The sequence below is a fragment of the Enterobacter sp. 01-M-02-SI-ECC genome (genome assembly GCF_047530595.1).
Taxonomy (GTDB): Bacteria; Pseudomonadota; Gammaproteobacteria; order Enterobacterales; family Enterobacteriaceae; genus Enterobacter; species Enterobacter cloacae_M.
In genome coordinates this window covers 29468-45127 of the sequence record NZ_JBLKCZ010000024.1, presented here as the reverse complement: position 1 = coordinate 45127, position 15660 = coordinate 29468, and the positions used below count along the sequence as shown (strand labels likewise).

At 58.1% G+C, this 15660-nt stretch carries 13 protein-coding genes and 1 riboswitch; of the genes, 6 read left to right on the top strand and 7 right to left on the bottom strand.

Annotated features, from left to right (window positions below; all coding sequences use genetic code 11):
- The first annotated feature begins 84 nt into the window (after positions 1–84).
- Positions 85–906: an undecaprenyl-diphosphate phosphatase gene (gene bacA, locus ACMWLG_RS21590; RefSeq protein ID WP_023309214.1), complete on the top strand. Its 822-nt coding sequence runs from the start codon at positions 85–87 to the stop codon at positions 904–906.
- A gap of 10 nt (positions 907–916) precedes the next feature.
- Here bacA and ACMWLG_RS21585 read toward each other — a convergent pair whose 3' ends face one another.
- A complete protein-coding gene (locus tag ACMWLG_RS21585) occupies positions 917–2158 on the bottom strand; it encodes a multifunctional CCA addition/repair protein (RefSeq protein WP_045404089.1) in 1242 nt (413 codons plus the stop codon).
- A 60-nt stretch (positions 2159–2218) separates the two neighbouring features.
- The gene (locus ACMWLG_RS21580; protein ID WP_024906484.1) at positions 2219–2839 is read right to left on the bottom strand and encodes a TIGR04211 family SH3 domain-containing protein; all 621 of its coding nucleotides are present in this window, start codon (positions 2837–2839) and stop codon (positions 2219–2221) included.
- A gap of 229 nt (positions 2840–3068) precedes the next feature.
- On the opposite strand from ACMWLG_RS21580, the gene ACMWLG_RS21575 reads away from it, so the two are divergent.
- The 3 genes from ACMWLG_RS21575 to hldE are packed head-to-tail and all read left to right on the top strand — an operon-like array spanning position 3069 to position 8718.
- Positions 3069–4370: an inorganic triphosphatase gene (locus tag ACMWLG_RS21575; RefSeq protein WP_045404043.1), complete on the top strand. Its 1302-nt coding sequence runs from the start codon at positions 3069–3071 to the stop codon at positions 4368–4370.
- A 21-nt stretch (positions 4371–4391) separates the two neighbouring features.
- Entirely contained in the window at positions 4392–7247 is a 2856-nt protein-coding gene (glnE, locus tag ACMWLG_RS21570) for a bifunctional [glutamate--ammonia ligase]-adenylyl-L-tyrosine phosphorylase/[glutamate--ammonia-ligase] adenylyltransferase (protein ID WP_045404041.1), read from the top strand.
- A 40-nt stretch (positions 7248–7287) separates the two neighbouring features.
- The gene (hldE, locus tag ACMWLG_RS21565) at positions 7288–8718 is read left to right on the top strand and encodes a bifunctional D-glycero-beta-D-manno-heptose-7-phosphate kinase/D-glycero-beta-D-manno-heptose 1-phosphate adenylyltransferase HldE (protein ID WP_045404039.1); all 1431 of its coding nucleotides are present in this window, start codon (positions 7288–7290) and stop codon (positions 8716–8718) included.
- A 114-nt stretch (positions 8719–8832) separates the two neighbouring features.
- Here hldE and ubiK read toward each other — a convergent pair whose 3' ends face one another.
- Positions 8833–9129, bottom strand: coding sequence for a ubiquinone biosynthesis accessory factor UbiK (ubiK, locus tag ACMWLG_RS21560; RefSeq protein ID WP_014071796.1), 297 nt, complete (start codon positions 9127–9129; stop codon positions 8833–8835).
- A 119-nt stretch (positions 9130–9248) separates the two neighbouring features.
- Positions 9249–9399: riboswitch (FMN riboswitch) on the top strand.
- 106 nt (positions 9400–9505) lie between these two features.
- Here ubiK and ribB point away from each other — a divergent pair.
- A complete protein-coding gene (ribB, locus tag ACMWLG_RS21555) occupies positions 9506–10159 on the top strand; it encodes a 3,4-dihydroxy-2-butanone-4-phosphate synthase (RefSeq protein ID WP_028017147.1) in 654 nt (217 codons plus the stop codon).
- Between the two features lie 32 nt (positions 10160–10191).
- On the opposite strand, the gene zupT is transcribed toward ribB, so the two are convergent.
- Positions 10192–10965 (bottom strand): zinc transporter ZupT, encoded by a 774-nt coding sequence (gene zupT, locus ACMWLG_RS21550; RefSeq protein ID WP_045404035.1) that lies wholly within the window; start codon positions 10963–10965, stop codon positions 10192–10194.
- 196 nt (positions 10966–11161) lie between these two features.
- Here zupT and ygiD point away from each other — a divergent pair, with 196 nt between their 5' ends.
- Positions 11162–11950 (top strand): 4,5-DOPA dioxygenase extradiol, encoded by a 789-nt coding sequence (ygiD, locus tag ACMWLG_RS21545; protein ID WP_023309206.1) that lies wholly within the window; start codon positions 11162–11164, stop codon positions 11948–11950.
- A gap of 92 nt (positions 11951–12042) precedes the next feature.
- On the opposite strand, the gene ACMWLG_RS21540 is transcribed toward ygiD, so the two are convergent.
- The 3 genes from ACMWLG_RS21540 to tolC form a co-directional block, all read right to left on the bottom strand.
- Positions 12043–13203, bottom strand: coding sequence for a glutathionylspermidine synthase family protein (locus ACMWLG_RS21540; protein ID WP_045404033.1), 1161 nt, complete (start codon positions 13201–13203; stop codon positions 12043–12045).
- Positions 13204–13205: 2 nt separating this feature from the next.
- Complete coding sequence (locus tag ACMWLG_RS21535; RefSeq protein WP_023309204.1) at positions 13206–13874, bottom strand: DUF1190 family protein; 669 nt, start codon at positions 13872–13874, stop codon at positions 13206–13208.
- Between the two features lie 189 nt (positions 13875–14063).
- Complete coding sequence (gene tolC, locus ACMWLG_RS21530; protein WP_045620525.1) at positions 14064–15542, bottom strand: outer membrane channel protein TolC; 1479 nt, start codon at positions 15540–15542, stop codon at positions 14064–14066.
- Positions 15543–15660: the final 118 nt, after the last annotated feature.

The following is a 15660-nucleotide window of genomic DNA, read 5'->3' as shown; positions in this document are numbered from 1 at the left end:
TTAGGTTATACCGGTCTCAAGACTGTATCTTATCGGTTGTCCGTATGGGGCACCGTTTTTTTATATCTTTTTAGGGGTTTATAGATGAGCGATATGCACTCGCTGCTGGTGGCGGCAATACTGGGTGTGGTCGAAGGATTGACGGAGTTTTTGCCGGTCTCCAGTACGGGCCATATGATTATCGTTGGCCATCTGCTGGGCTTTGAAGGCGATACCGCAAAAACGTTTGAAGTGGTGATCCAGCTGGGGTCTATTCTGGCGGTGGTCGTGATGTTCTGGCGTCGCCTGTTTGGCCTGATCGGCATCCATTTTGGTCGTCCGCCTCAGCACGAGGGGGCCGGTAAAGGTCGTCTGTCACTGATCCATATTCTGCTCGGGATGATCCCTGCGGTGGTGCTGGGCCTGGTGTTCCACGACGTCATCAAATCTCTGTTCAACCCGATTAACGTAATGTACGCGCTGGTGGTGGGGGGCTTACTGCTGATCGCCGCGGAAGTGCTGAAGCCAAAAACGCCGCGCGCGGAAGGCCTGGACGACATGACGTATCGTCAGGCGTTTATCATTGGCTGCTTCCAGTGTCTGGCGCTGTGGCCGGGCTTCTCGCGTTCAGGCGCTACCATCTCCGGCGGGATGCTGATGGGCGTAAGCCGTTACGCCGCGTCAGAGTTCTCGTTCCTGCTGGCGGTGCCGATGATGATGGGCGCCACCGTACTCGACGTCTATAAGAGCTATCACTTCCTGACGGCTGGCGACATTCCGATGTTCGCCGTTGGCTTCATCACCGCCTTTATCGTGGCGCTGATTGCCATTAAAACCTTCCTGCAGCTGATTAAGCGTATCTCGTTTATTCCATTCGCGATCTATCGCTTTATCGTGGCGGCTGCGGTGTACGTGGTCTTCTTCTGACCGATGGCCCTCAGTCTTTCGGCTGAGGGCAATGCTTTTCCTTCCAGTCCGACACCGCCTGAATTCGCCGTTTCGTGAGCTCTTCGCGAATTTCCGGTCCTTTGAATCCTGCTTCGACAACGTCCTTCGTGGGCACCGCTTTCGCTACGTCCCAGACTTTACGAAGTAAACGTCCCTGCGGATAATCGCACGCTTCAAAACCGGTACGACCGCGCACGTCAGCTTCGCTGGTGAGCGCAATTTGCTCTACGCGCTGGGGTTTGCGCCAGGCGTCGATGTTATCGAAAAGCTTAACGATGGTGGCCGGTTTCAGGATCGGGAAGGTGTGGATCAGATCGTGGAACTCGGCCACCAGTTTCGCCAGATCGCGGATCTCGTTCGGCACGCGCAGACGCTGGCACAGCCCCTCGACCAGCTTCACCCCTGCCGGGCCGTGCCCGTGGTGGCGAGGCCAGAATTCTTTTGGCGTTAGGCCTTTGCCGAGATCGTGGCACAGGGTGGAAAAGCGCACGTCCACGTCAGGGCTGAGCATGGCGGCCATGCTCAACGTCATCAGCGTGTGTACGCCGGTATCAATTTCCGGGTGCCATTTCGCCGGAGCAGGCACGCCGAACAGCGCGTCTATTTCCGGGAACAGCACCTTCAGCGCGCCGCAGTCGCGCAGGACCTGGAAAAAGACCTGCGGGTTGCGCGTGGTGAGGGCATTTTCCGTCTCTTTCCAGACGCGCTCTGGCGTCAGGTGTTCAAGCTCGCCCGCCTCGGTCATGGCGGTCATCAGCGCCATTGTTTCATCGGCAATACGGAAACTGAGATGGGCGTAACGCGCGGCAAAGCGCGCCACGCGGAGCACGCGGAGCGGATCTTCTGAAAACGCCGGGGAGACGTGACGCAAAAGGCGGTTGCGCAGATCGTCCTGACCGCCATAGGCGTCTACGATCTGCCCGTCTTCGTCCTGCGCCAGCGCGTTGATGGTGAGATCGCGGCGCAGGAGATCTTGCTCCAGCGTGACGTCCGGCGCGGCATAGCAGGTGAAGCCCGTATAGCCCGAGCCCGATTTCCGCTCGGTACGCGCCAGGGCATACTCTTCACGGCTTTTCGGGTGCAGGAACACGGGAAAATCGCGGCCTACCTGCTGGTAGCCCGCGTCGAGCATCTCTTCAGGGGTGGCGCCAACCACCACCCAGTCTTTATCTTTGACCGGCAGACCTAACAACGCATCACGTACCGCACCACCGACAAGATAACTCTTCACGCCCAACTCTCCCGTTTTCTCTTTTCCAGAATGATACGTAAGTCTGGCAGAGAAGACGAATTAGTTCATCCAGCGGTCTTTACGCTTGCGGCTTGGGATCAGATGCGGCAGCACCAGACCCAGCACCAGACCCACGCCCAGCACGCCGCCGCCATACATAAACCACTGCATGATGATGGTGCGCTGTTTGTCGTCGAGCTGCAGATTAGCGGCATTCACCTTCTTCTGCGCGACAATCAGCTCGTTTTTCAGTTTCTGGTTCTCTTCTTTCAGACCGTTAATCACACCGTCGCTTTGCGCCACTTTCTGCTGCATTTCAGCGGTGCGCTGGTTCCAGGTGCCGTCGATGTTGTTCAGCTTATCGGTCAGGGTCTTCACCTGGTTTTCCAGATCCGGCACGCGGGTGCGCAGGCTTGGCACGGTGCTCAGCTCTTTCAGCGGGATCCAGGACGTACGGCCGGTACTGTCGCGAACCTGACCGTAATTGGTGTCCGCGTTGGTCTGTAACAGGGTGACTTCCTCGCCGGCATTCACCGTGCCCACGAGGCGATAATTATCTCCAGGGCCACTGCGTACCCAGGTGTTCAGTTCGTCAGAAACGTAACGCTTCTCTTCAGCGTGCACTGCGGTTGCGGCGCTAAAAGCGAGTAAAGTAAGTCCAATCAGGCGTAATTTAAGCATCATTAGTCGTTATTTTCATAAATAGTGGAACGATAGTAGTGGCAACAGTGTCTCTACGCAAAGCATTCGTCAGCAATCAGAATCATCTGTGTCACGACTCTATACATTTACGCCCGACAAATTGCTCATTGCATGGCAATTTGGCGCAAAATACTATGTACTGACAAACAAATGGCGAGGAAGTTCGCCCTCATTGACGCGTCTGTGACGCCCGCAAAAGTACAAGGCTATGGCACAAGAAATCGAATTAAAGTTTATCGTCGAAAAAGACAGCGTTGACGCACTCCGCCAGCATCTGCATACGCTTTCCGGCGAACACCATGCACCGGTACAACTGCTTAATATCTATTATGAAACGCCAGACAGCTGGCTGCGCCGCCATGATATGGGGCTGCGCATCCGCGGCGCGAGCGGGCGCTACGAGATGACGATGAAAATTGCCGGCCGCGTGGTCGGCGGTTTGCATCAGCGCCCGGAATACAATATCGACATCAGCAAGCCGGAACTTGAGCTGGAACGTTTCCCGGCGGAAGTCTGGCCGGATGGCGAGCTGCCTTCCACGCTGGCGGAACAGGTGCAGCCGCTGTTCAGCACCGATTTCTGGCGCGAGAAATGGCTGGTGACGGAAGGCAAAAGCCGCATCGAAATCGCCCTCGATCTGGGGGACGTGAAGGCGGGTGAGTTCCAGGAGCCGATTTGCGAACTCGAGCTTGAGCTGCTGGAAGGGGACGCAAATGACGTGCTGAAGCTGGCGCGCAGGCTGGTGAACCAGTCCGGACTGCGTCAGGGAAGCCTGAGTAAAGCCGCGCGGGGTTACCATCTGGCCGCCGGGAATGCGCCGCGCGTGCTGAAAGAGACGACCATCCTGCACGTTGCGCCGAAAGCCAGCGTTGAACAGGGCCTGGAAGCCGCGCTGGAGCTGGCGCTTTCTCAGTGGCAGTACCATGAAGAGCTGTGGGTGCGAAATGTGAAAAACGCGAAATCCCACGTGCTGGCGGCGATTGCCCTGGTGCGCCATACCCTTGCGCTGTTCGGCGGTATTGTTCCTCGCAAAGCGAGCGCTCACTTACGTGACCTGCTGACGCAGACCGAAACGCTGATGCTCTCCGACGTATCGGCACAAACGGCGATCTACAGCCCGCAAGCCGCTTCAGCAAAACTGGCGCTGACGGAGTTTCTGGTGACGCGCGGCTGGCGCGCCTTCCTGGATGCGAAAGCGGAGACCAAAATCGCGGAAAACTTTAAGCGTTTCGCGGATATTCATCTTTCCCGTCATGCCGCCGAGCTGAAGAGCACCTTTGCGTATCCGCTCGGCGATCGGTATGGCGATCAGCTTCCTCGTCTGTCGCGCAACATCGACAGCATGCTGCTGCTTTCCGGCGCTTATGACGGCGTTAAAACCCAGGCCTGGCTGGAAAACTGGCAGGGGCTGAAGCATGCCATTGAAACCCGCCAGCATATTGAGATTGAGCATTTCCGTAACGAGGCCATTTCGCAGGAGCCGTTCTGGCTGCACAGCGGAAAACGTTAACTCTGGCAAGGAACCCCTATAATGCCGCTTTCTTCACCGTTACAGCAGCAGTGGCAGACCGTTTGCGAACGTCTGTCTGAGTCATTACCGGCGTCATTGTTAAGCGAGCAGGCGAAGAGCGTGCTCGCCTTCAGTGATTTTGTGCAGGAAAGTATCACCGCCAACCCGGACTGGCTGGCAGAGCTTGAGAACGCGCCGCCGCAGGCGGACGAGTGGCGGCATTACGCCGGCTGGCTGCAAACCGCGCTCGAAGACGTTGCGGATGAAGCGACGCTGATGCGCGTCCTGCGCCAGTTCCGCCGTCGGGTGATGGTGCGCATTGCCTGGGCTCAGGCGCTGGAGCTGGTGAGCGAAGAGAGCACGCTGCTGCAGTTAAGCGAGCTGGCGCAAACGCTGATTGTCGCCGCGCGCGACTGGCTCTACGCCGCCTGCTGTAAAGAGTGGGGCACGCCGTGCAGCGAGGAAGGGGTCCCTCAGCCGCTGTTGATTCTGGGGATGGGCAAGCTGGGCGGCTGCGAGCTGAACTTTTCCTCCGACATCGACCTGATTTTTGCCTGGCCCGAGAACGGCTCCACGCGCGGCGGCCGTCGCGAGCTCGACAACGCCCAGTTCTTTACCCGCCTCGGCCAGCGTCTGATTAAGGCGCTGGATCAGCCGACGCAGGACGGTTTTGTTTACCGCGTGGATATGCGACTGCGCCCGTTTGGCGACAGCGGACCGCTGGTGCTGAGCTTTGCCGCGCTGGAGGATTACTACCAGGAGCAGGGGCGCGACTGGGAGCGTTATGCGATGGTTAAAGCGCGGATCATGGGCGACAGCGACGACGCTTACGCCAACGAGCTGCGCGCCATGCTGCGCCCGTTCGTATTCCGTCGCTATATCGACTTCAGCGTGATCCAGTCCCTGCGTAACATGAAAGGGATGATCGCCCGTGAGGTGCGCCGTCGTGGGCTGAAGGACAACATCAAGCTCGGCGCGGGCGGCATTCGCGAAATCGAATTTATCGTTCAGGTTTTCCAGCTGATTCGCGGCGGGCGTGAGCCGTCCCTGCAGTCCCGCTCGCTGCTGCCGACGCTGAGCGCCATCGAGCAGCTGCACCTGCTGCCGGACGGCGATGCGCAAACCCTGCGCGAGGCCTATCTGTTTCTGCGCCGTCTGGAAAACCTGCTGCAAAGCATCAATGACGAACAGACCCAGACCCTGCCGGGCGATGACCTTAACCGGGCGCGCCTGGCCTGGGGCATGCGCGTGGACGACTGGGCCGCGTTAACCGAACGGCTGGATGCCCATATGGCAGGCGTGCGCCGCATCTTCAACGAGCTGATCGGTGATGACGAAAGTGAATCACCGGACGATGCGCTTTCCGAGCACTGGCGCGAGCTGTGGCAGGACGCGCTCCAGGAAGATGACACCACGCCGGTGCTGACGCACTTAACCGACGACGCGCGCCATCGCGTGGTGGCGCTGATCGCTGATTTCCGTCTTGAGCTGAACAAACGCGCCATCGGCCCGCGCGGCCGTCAGGTGCTGGATCACCTGATGCCGCACCTCCTGAGCGAGGTCTGCTCGCGGGCGGACGCGCCGGTGCCGCTGTCGCGCATGATGCCGCTGCTGAGCGGGATTATCACGCGTACCACCTATCTGGAGCTCCTGAGCGAGTTTCCGGGGGCGCTGAAGCACCTGATTACGCTGTGCGCCGCGTCGCCGATGGTGGCCAACAAGCTGGCGCGTTACCCGCTGCTGCTGGATGAGCTGCTCGATCCGAACACGCTGTATCAGCCAACGGCGACGGATGCCTACCGGGACGAGCTGCGTCAGTATCTGCTGCGCGTGCCGGAAGAGGACGAAGAGCAACAGCTGGAGGCGCTGCGCCAGTTTAAGCAGGCGCAGATGCTGCGCGTGGCGGCGGCGGACATTGCCGGAACGCTGCCGGTGATGAAAGTGAGCGATCACTTAACCTGGCTGGCAGAGGCGATCATCGACGCGGTGGTCCATCAGGCGTGGGTGCAGATGGTGGCGCGCTACGGCCAGCCGAAACACCTGGCCGAACGTGAAGGACGCGGATTCGCGGTCGTGGGGTACGGCAAGCTTGGCGGCTGGGAGCTGGGCTATAGCTCCGATCTGGATTTAATCTTCCTGCACGACTGCCCGGTTGACGTAATGACCGACGGCGAGCGTGAAATTGACGGGCGTCAGTTCTACCTGCGCCTGGCGCAGCGCATCATGCACCTGTTCAGCACCCGCACCTCGTCGGGCACTTTGTATGAAGTGGATGCCCGTCTGCGTCCGTCCGGCGCGGCGGGCATGCTGGTGACCTCAACGGAATCCTTCGCCGATTACCAGAAGAATGAAGCCTGGACGTGGGAGCATCAGGCGCTGGTGCGCGCTCGCGTGGTGTATGGCGATCCGCAGCTCAAAACGCAGTTTGACGTCATCCGTAAGGACGTTATGACGACGGTGCGAGAGGGCGCCACATTACAAACAGAAGTGCGGGAAATGCGTGAGAAAATGCGCGCGCATCTCGGCAATAAACACCGCGATCGCTTTGATATTAAAGCCGACGAGGGCGGGATTACCGATATTGAGTTCATCACCCAATATCTGGTGCTGCTGCACGCCCACGACAAGCCGAAGCTGACGCGCTGGTCCGATAACGTGCGCATTCTGGAGCTGCTGGCGCAAAATGACATCATGGACGAGCAGGAGGCGCAGGCTTTAACCCGCGCCTACACGACGCTTCGCGATGAGCTTCATCACCTGGCGCTGCAGGAGCAGCCGGGGCACGTGGCGCTGGACTGTTTTGCTCATGAACGTGCTCAGGTAACGGCCAGCTGGCAGAAGTGGCTGGTGGAACCGTGCGTAACAAATCAAGTGTGATATTATCGCGCGCAAATTGTGAATCTTTCTGGAGTCAGGAATGAAAGTAACACTGCCAGAGTTTGAACGTGCTGGGGTAATGGTTGTTGGGGATGTGATGCTGGATCGCTACTGGTATGGGCCTACCAGCCGCATCTCTCCGGAAGCACCGGTACCGGTGGTTAAGGTCGACACCATTGAAGAGCGTCCCGGCGGCGCGGCAAACGTGGCGATGAACATTGCCTCTCTGGGCGCGCAGTCGCGTCTGGTGGGCCTGACCGGCATCGACGATGCGGCGCGCGCGCTGAGCAAGTCGCTGGCGGACGTGAACGTGAAGTGCGACTTCGTCTCTGTTCCGACCCACCCGACCATCACCAAGCTGCGCGTGCTGTCGCGCAACCAGCAGCTGATCCGCCTCGACTTTGAAGAAGGATTCGAAGGCGTTGATCCCGAGCCGCTGCACGAGCGTATCAACCAGGCGCTGGGCAATATCGGCGCGCTGGTGCTGTCCGACTACGCTAAAGGCGCGCTGGCGAGCGTGCAAACGATGATTCAGCTGGCGCGTAAAGCCAGCGTGCCGGTGCTGATCGACCCGAAAGGGACCGACTTTGAGCGCTATCGCGGCGCGACGCTGCTGACGCCAAACCTCTCCGAGTTTGAAGCTGTGGCGGGCAAGTGCAAAACCGAGGAAGAGCTGGTTGAGCGCGGCATGAAGATCATTGCTGACTTTGAGCTGTCCGCGCTGCTGGTCACCCGCTCCGAGCAGGGGATGACGCTGCTGCAGCCGGGCAAAGCGCCGCTGCATATGCCAACCCAGGCGCAGGAGGTGTACGACGTGACCGGTGCCGGTGATACGGTGATCGGCGTGCTGGCGGCGACGCTGGCAGCAGGAAACTCGCTGGAAGAGGCGTGCTACTTCGCTAACGCCGCGGCGGGCGTTGTTGTCGGTAAACTCGGTACCTCAACCGTTTCGCCAATCGAGCTGGAAAACGCGGTGCGCGGTCGTGCGGATACCGGTTTTGGCGTCATGACCGAAGACGAGCTGAAGGTGGCCGTCGCCGCCGCGCGCAAGCGTGGTGAAAAAGTGGTGATGACCAACGGCGTGTTCGACATTCTGCACGCGGGTCACGTTTCGTATCTGGCGAACGCGCGCAAGCTGGGCGATCGCCTGATTGTGGCGGTTAACAGCGATGCATCGACGAAACGCCTGAAGGGCGAAACGCGTCCGGTGAACCCGCTCGAGCAGCGCATGATTGTACTCGGCGCGCTGGAAGCCGTGGACTGGGTGGTGTCGTTTGAAGAAGATACCCCGCAGCGCCTGATTGCCGGCATTCTGCCGGACCTGCTGGTAAAAGGTGGGGATTACAAGCCGGAGCAAATCGCGGGTAGCGAAGAGGTCTGGGCGAACGGCGGCGAGGTGATGGTGCTCAACTTTGAGGACGGGTGCTCAACCACCAACATCATCAAGAAGATCCAGAAGGACAGTCAGTAAAAAAACGGGCCAGCTGGCCCGTTTTTTTATGCCGGGTGGCGGCTGCGCCTTACCCGACCTACGCGTATATGTATGCCCGGTAAGCGAAGCGCCACCGGGCGATACAACCAGCACTTACTCCTGGTCGTCCACCGGTGGAATAGCCGGTGCCGGCTTCACTTCTTCCGGCGCATTGCGGTTTTCCAGCTCGGTCAGACGCTGTTCCAGCAGCGCCAGCTTCTCGCGGGTGCGCAGCAGAACCTGGGTCTGCACGTCAAACTCTTCGCGGCTGACTAAATCAAGGCGAACCAACTGCGCCTGCAGCGTCTGGCGGATTTTCTTTTCTACGTCATCACCAAATTCACGAATGCCTTTTGGCATAGATTCATGAACCTGACGCGCGATCTGCTCAATTTTTTTCGGGTCAATCATTGGCGTTTCCCTTGATGGAAAAGTGTTAGTGTCCATTGTAGCGCGTCATGCCCGGGGTAAACAAAATTGTTTGATGCTTATGCATTGCCCAGGATAATCAATAGCGTTATAGTTATCTCGCTTATTCTCAGGGCGGGGCGAAATTCCCCACCGGCGGTAAATCAGCGTGACGCTGAAAGCCCGCGAGCGCTTTGGGTGAAAACTCAAAGGTCAGCAGATCCGGTGTAATTCCGGGGCCGACGGTTAGAGTCCGGATGGGAGAGAGTAACGATCAAGTCGGGCATGGGCCCGCTCACGTTATCTTTTTGCCGCTTATACGGCGCTCCTAAGACTGCCCTGATTCTGGTAACCATAATGTTAATGAGGTTTTTTTACCATGAATCAGACGCTACTTTCCTCTTTTGGCACTTCAACTCAACGTGTTGAACATGCACTGGATGCACTGCGCGAAGGCCGCGGTGTGATGGTGCTTGACGATGAAAACCGTGAAAACGAAGGCGACATGATTTTCGCCGCCGAAAACATGACCGTTGAACAGATGGCGCTGACCATCCGTCACGGCAGCGGCATCGTATGCCTGTGTATTACTGAAGATCGTCGTAAGCAGCTCGAGCTGCCGATGATGGTCGAAAACAACACCAGCGCCTTTGGTACCGGTTTTACCGTGACCATTGAAGCGGCGCATGGCGTGACCACCGGTGTGTCTGCGGCTGACCGTCTGACCACCGTACGTGCCGCCATTGCTGATGATGCGAAGCCATCCGATCTGCATCGTCCAGGCCACGTCTTCCCGCTGCGCGCGCAGGCGGGCGGCGTGTTGACCCGCGGTGGTCACACCGAAGCGACGATCGACCTGGTGACGCTGGCTGGCTTCAAACCTGCTGGCGTGCTGTGCGAACTGACCAACGATGACGGCACCATGGCGCGCGCGCCGGAGTGCATCACCTTTGCCCGCCTGCACAACATGCCGGTGGTCACGATTGAAGATCTGGTTGAGTATCGCCAGGCGCACGAGCGCAAAGCCAGCTGATAATAAAAACGCCGGGAAGTCCCGGCGTTTTTTTACCCGATTCCTGCGCTCTGCAGCAGAACCAGACTTAACCCCATCACCGACATTCCGCACAGCACGCCATAGCTGGGGTTGTTGTTAGGATCGATCTCCTTCGCCAGCGGCATCAGTTCATCCACCGAAAGCGCAACCATGATCCCGGCTACTGCGGCCATAATCGCCGCCATTACTACCGGAGAGACCAGGCTACCAAGGATCAGCCAGGCCAGTACGCCACCGAGGATTTCGGCCATCCCGGAAATGCCCGCCCAGAACACCGCAGTGCGTTTCGATCCCGTTGCGGCATACACGGGTCCGGCGACGGCCAGTCCTTCAGGAATATTGTGTAAGGCGACCGCCAGCGCGATGCCAAAGCCCATCTCCAGATTACTGCTGGCCGTCACGTAGGTAGCGACCCCTTCCGGGAAGTTGTGCAGGCTGATGCCAAGCGTTAACAGCACGGCGGTACGCTTGATATTGCGCGGCATGGGCGTCACGTTTTTCTGCATTAAATCCTGCGGATGCGCGTGTGGTAGCATCCGATCGAGGGCAAAGTATCCCAGCAGGCCAAAGACAAACATGCCGTAGCCCAGCAGCGGAGACATGCCTTCTGTGCCCAGCGCGGCAGGCAGCATCTCCATCAGGGAGATGAGCAGCATGATCCCGGCAGCAAAGCCCAGTGAAAAGGCCAGTACGCGGTTAGAGGGCTTTTGGCCGAGCACGCCGAGGATCGCACCGATGAAGGTCGCGGCGCCCGCCAGTATGGTCAGGATCAAGGGGACTGACATGCATTGCTCCTTATGATAATCATTCTCATTAATATAAATGATTCATTTCTGGCAAAGCGAGGGTGAAAACCCGGCTTTACACATTCCTTACATTCAAATTTCCTGATGATGATCTTCACGCTTATCTGCGTTCATCTTTGCCGGATTGCGCGTAATGTAGCACCATTAAATTGACACCTTCTGTAAGGATATCACCATGACTTCTTCCCGTATGCCAGCCCTGTTTTTAGGCCACGGTAGCCCAATGAACGTTCTGGAAGACAACGTCTATACCCGCGCCTGGCGTCATCTGGGCGAGACGTTGCCGCGTCCGAAAGCGATCGTGGTGGTGTCTGCGCACTGGTTTACCCGTGGGACAGGCGTGACCGCCATGGAAGCGCCAAAAACCATTCATGATTTTGGCGGCTTCCCACAGGCGCTGTACGACACGCATTATCCGGCCCCCGGCTCGCCTGCGCTGGCGCAAAAGCTGGTAGAGTTGCTGGCGCCTGTCCCTGTGACGCTGGATAAAGAAGCCTGGGGCTTTGACCATGGCTCCTGGGGCGTGCTGATTAAAATGTATCCTGACGCGGATATCCCGATGGTGCAGTTGAGCATCGACAGTACTAAACCGGCGGCCTGGCATCTGGAGATGGGGCGTAAGCTGGCAACCCTGCGTGATGAAGGCATCATGCTGGTGGCGAGCGGCAACGTGGTGCATAACCTGCGTACCGCACGCTGGCACGGTGAGAACACGCCGTACCCGTGGGCAACCTCTTTTAACGACTACGTCAAAGCGAACCTGACCTGGCAAGGCCCGGCTGAGGAGCATCCGCTGGTGAACTATCTGGATCACGAAGGCGGTTCGCTCTCTAACCCGACGCCGGAACACTTCCTGCCGCTGCTGTACGTTCTTGGCGCGTGGGATGGTCAGGAACCGGTGACGATCCCGGTCGACGGTATCGAGATGGGGAGTTTGAGTATGCTGTCGGTGCAGGTGGGATAATAAAAGCAAAACGGCAACCTCAGGTTGCCGTTTTTAGTGTTTGCACCCTCTCCCTGTGGGAGAGGGGCGGGGTGAGGGCATCAGGCTGCGGCCTATTCGACAAAAATGTGCGGATAAAAGCGTGACAGATCCTGCGTGATCAGCGCGCGATCTTCGCGAATGCCAATCCCGGCCGGTTGATCGTTGATGAGCCAGCTGCCAATCAGGGTATAGCTGTCGCCAAATTTCGGCAGTTGCCAGAACTCCTGGACGATCATCCCTTCTTCGCCGTATGGCCCTTCAACCGCTTCCAGCGTCTTGCCGTTTTCGATAATCGAGACGTTTGCGCCTTCGCGGGAGAAGATCGGCTTAACGACGTATTTCTCCATTTGCGGGTAATTATCTTCCGCAAAATAGGCTGGCAGCAGGTTCGGGTGGTTCGGGAACATCTCCCAGAGCATCGGCAGCAGGGCTTTGTTAGAGATGATGCTCTTCCAGGCCGGCTCTAGCCAGCGCACGCCAGCATCTTCCAGCTTGGTGGAAAACATCTCGCGCAGCATGTATTCCCACGGGTATAGCTTGAACAGGTTGCTGATCACCTGGTCCTGCATATCCGTAAACTGACCCTTTTCACCCAGGCCGATATCCTCGATATAGAGAAACTCGGTCGCCACTTCCGCTTCGGCGGCGCAGTCCTGCAGATACTGAACCGTGCCACGGTCTTCTTCCGTGTCGCGGCAGCAGGCGAGATGGAGCAGGTTAAAGCCATGCTGTTCGCGCAGCTCGGCAAAACGCTCAATCAGCTTTTCCTGCAGGCTGTTAAACTGGTCGCTGCCTTCCGGCAGGTTTCCGGCATTGGCCTGGTCTTCCAGCCAGATCCACTGGAAGAACGCCGCTTCATACAGAGAGGTTGGCGTATCGGCGTTGTTTTCCAGCAGCTTAGGCTCGCCTTTGCCGTCCCACGCCAGATCCAGGCGAGAGTAAAGCGAAGGTTGATTCGTTTTCCACGACTGGCGCACAAAGCCCCAGGTGTGCTTCGGAATGCGGAACTTTGCCATCAGCTCGTCGCTGTCGATGACCTTTTCCACGACCTTCAGGCACATCTGGTGCAGCTCGGCCGTCACCTCTTCCAGTTTTTCCACCTGAGCCAGCGTGAGCTTGTAATAGGCGTCTTCACACCAGTACGGCTCGCCGTACATGGTGTGGAAGTTAAAACCGTACTCGGTGGCTTTTTCGCGCCAGTCCGGGCGCTCGGTGATACTGACTCGTTCCATGATTAGCCGCCCATTGAGCGAGTAGAGGAGGTGCCTGTCGCACTGCGCTGCATGCTGGTCTGCTTCGCCACAGATTCACCAAACCCGCCGCGGGTGATGGTGCTGGTCGTCGCAGGCTTCGGCGCCATCGCCGTTTTCGGTACGGTCACGGTGCGGCCAGGGGTCGCTGCGCCGTAGCCTTTGCCGCTGGCATCGGTATATTGACCGTAAGCCGGGCTGGCCGGGTTTTTCGAGCTAAACAGCGGCTGCTGCTGGTAGCCCGCACCGCCACCCATCAGGCGACCCATCATGTAGCCTGCCATCAGCGGCATCCAGAAGCTGCCGCTGGACTGCGCCTGAGCCTGATTTTCAGGTGCGGTGCCGGCCTGAGCCGGTGCCTGCTGGCACTGACCTTCACCAAACTCCGCCACGCAGTCTTCGCGTGAGGCATATTTCGGCGCGGTACGTTCCGCTTCTTTCAGCGCGCTGGTGTAGGCCGTTTTACATTCGGCCGCTTTACCAGTGGCGGCAGAGCAGTCGTCCGCGTTTTGATACAGCGAAACCGTTTCGTCATTTTTCTCACAGCCTGCCAGCATAAAGACAGCCGTGACCGCCAGCGCAACAGGGGTGAGGTGACGCGCGTTCCAGCTCTTACGGAACGAAGCGTGATTTATAGATTTTGTCCGTTTCATCTTTGTCTTCCAGGACCCAGTGGTAATAACGCTCAGGATAGAGGATGAGTGGTTGAAAATGAAGCGAAGAGGGGCGGAATCAGGGGGATCTTTACGTTGGCTTACGTTCGGATGTGATTCAGATGCGCCCTCTCCCTGTGGGAGAGGGCGGGGAGAGGGCATCAGGCCGCAGTGGACCTGATGACACTCTTAGTTACGGAACGGATTATTGCCTTTGCTGGCGGATGTAGTGGTACGCGCAGCGGCCGGCTGTGCCGCAGGGGTGTTGCTGTTAGCGTTGAAGTTATCAACCGCGGCAACCTGCTCCGGATTCTCCGGTGCAACGCTGTCCGGAGAGGTGGAGACCGGTTTGCCCAGCGCGCTGTTCAGCATCTGCAGATCTTGCTCGTTCAGCGTACCCAAAGCCTGTTTGATGTTCAGCTGGTTAATCAGGTACTGGTAACGCGCGCTTGAGAGCTGCTGTTTCGCGTTGTACAGCGTGGTGGTCGCGTCGAGCACGTCCACGATAGTACGTGTACCGACCGAGTAGCCCGCTTCCATCGCATCCAGGGAGCTCTGTGCAGACACAACGGCCTGTTCATAGGCGTTGATGCTGCTGATCGAGGCGTTCACGTTGTTAAAGGAGGAACGTACGGTCTGCACCACGTTGCGGTGGGCGCTTTCCAGCTGCTCGCTCGCGCCAACAAAGTTGTACTGCGCCTGTTTCACCTGAGAGTTGACCTGGCCGCCCTGGTACAGCGGCAGGGAGAAGCTCAGACCTACTTTGTTCTGACCCATATTGCTGTCGTCATACTGGGACGTATTGGTTTTAGAGCCACTGTAGGTCGTATCAGAGACACCGGTAGACGCGCTCAGGCTCAGGGTTGGCAGATGGCCGTCCTGCGCCTGACGAATTTGCTCGCGGGCCAGGTCCTGGCTCAGACGCGCCTGCAGCAAACTCAGGTTGCGGTTTTCCGCCTCTTTCAGCAGGGCGTTAACGGCCTGCGGTTTATCCGTTTTGAAGCTGTCCACGTTCAGCGACGCCAGCTCAGGATAGTAATTCCCGGTGACCTGACGCAGGGATTCCAGCGCGTTGTCGAGGTTGTTACGCGCGGTCACTTCGTTAGCCAGCACGGTATCGTACTGTGAACGGGCGTTCTGCACGTCGGTGATCGCCACCAGGCCCACGTTGAAACGCTGGGTGGTTTGATCTAACTGGCGGTAAATCGCCTGTTTCTGCGCTTCGGTGTAGGAGAGTGCGTCAATCGCGCTCAGCACGTTGAAGTACGCCGTGGCAGTGTTCAGGATCAGCGTCTGCTGGTCGGTCTGATAGGTCACATCCTGAATACCCGCACTCTTTTCCTGCAGGGTCAGGGCGCGCCATTTGGACATATCAAACAGCGTCTGTGTCAATTGCAGTGAGGCGCTGGTAGCATTGGAGTTTACGCCGTTAGCGTCGCGGAAACCGTTGCTGTAGGTATAATCTGCACCTAAACCTAACTGTGGCAGCAAGGGGCTACGCGCTTCGTTAATCTTTTCAAACGCAGCATCACGATCGGCCGCTGATTTACGTAAATCAGGGTTGCCCAGACGTGCCTGCTGGTAGACCTGTAACAGGTTTTCCGCCTGGCTCATTGCACTGAAGCCCGTCAGGCTCAGGCCGATAAGGATGGGGAGCAATTTCTTCATTTGCATTCCTTGTTGTGAAGCAGTATTAGCGCTGATCTAATTAAAAAATAATTGCCGATTCTAACAGAATCTTCCATACCAAAAGGTTGGCGTAACGTGCCATCTGGCGGTAATTTGC

Coding starts and splice junctions, on each gene's coding strand:
- bacA (WP_023309214.1), top strand. CDS start 85: ATGAGCGATATGCACTCGCTGCTGGTGGCGGCAATACTGGGTGTGGTC.
- ACMWLG_RS21580 (WP_024906484.1), bottom strand. CDS start 2,839: ATGCTTAAATTACGCCTGATTGGACTTACTTTACTCGCTTTTAGCGCC.
- ACMWLG_RS21575 (WP_045404043.1), top strand. CDS start 3,069: ATGGCACAAGAAATCGAATTAAAGTTTATCGTCGAAAAAGACAGCGTT.
- glnE (WP_045404041.1), top strand. CDS start 4,392: ATGCCGCTTTCTTCACCGTTACAGCAGCAGTGGCAGACCGTTTGCGAA.
- hldE (WP_045404039.1), top strand. CDS start 7,288: ATGAAAGTAACACTGCCAGAGTTTGAACGTGCTGGGGTAATGGTTGTT.
- ubiK (WP_014071796.1), bottom strand. CDS start 9,129: ATGATTGACCCGAAAAAAATTGAGCAGATCGCGCGTCAGGTTCATGAA.
- ribB (WP_028017147.1), top strand. CDS start 9,506: ATGAATCAGACGCTACTTTCCTCTTTTGGCACTTCAACTCAACGTGTT.
- zupT (WP_045404035.1), bottom strand. CDS start 10,965: ATGTCAGTCCCCTTGATCCTGACCATACTGGCGGGCGCCGCGACCTTC.
- ygiD (WP_023309206.1), top strand. CDS start 11,162: ATGACTTCTTCCCGTATGCCAGCCCTGTTTTTAGGCCACGGTAGCCCA.
- ACMWLG_RS21540 (WP_045404033.1), bottom strand. CDS start 13,203: ATGGAACGAGTCAGTATCACCGAGCGCCCGGACTGGCGCGAAAAAGCC.
- ACMWLG_RS21535 (WP_023309204.1), bottom strand. CDS start 13,874: ATGAAACGGACAAAATCTATAAATCACGCTTCGTTCCGTAAGAGCTGG.
- tolC (WP_045620525.1), bottom strand. CDS start 15,542: ATGAAGAAATTGCTCCCCATCCTTATCGGCCTGAGCCTGACGGGCTTC.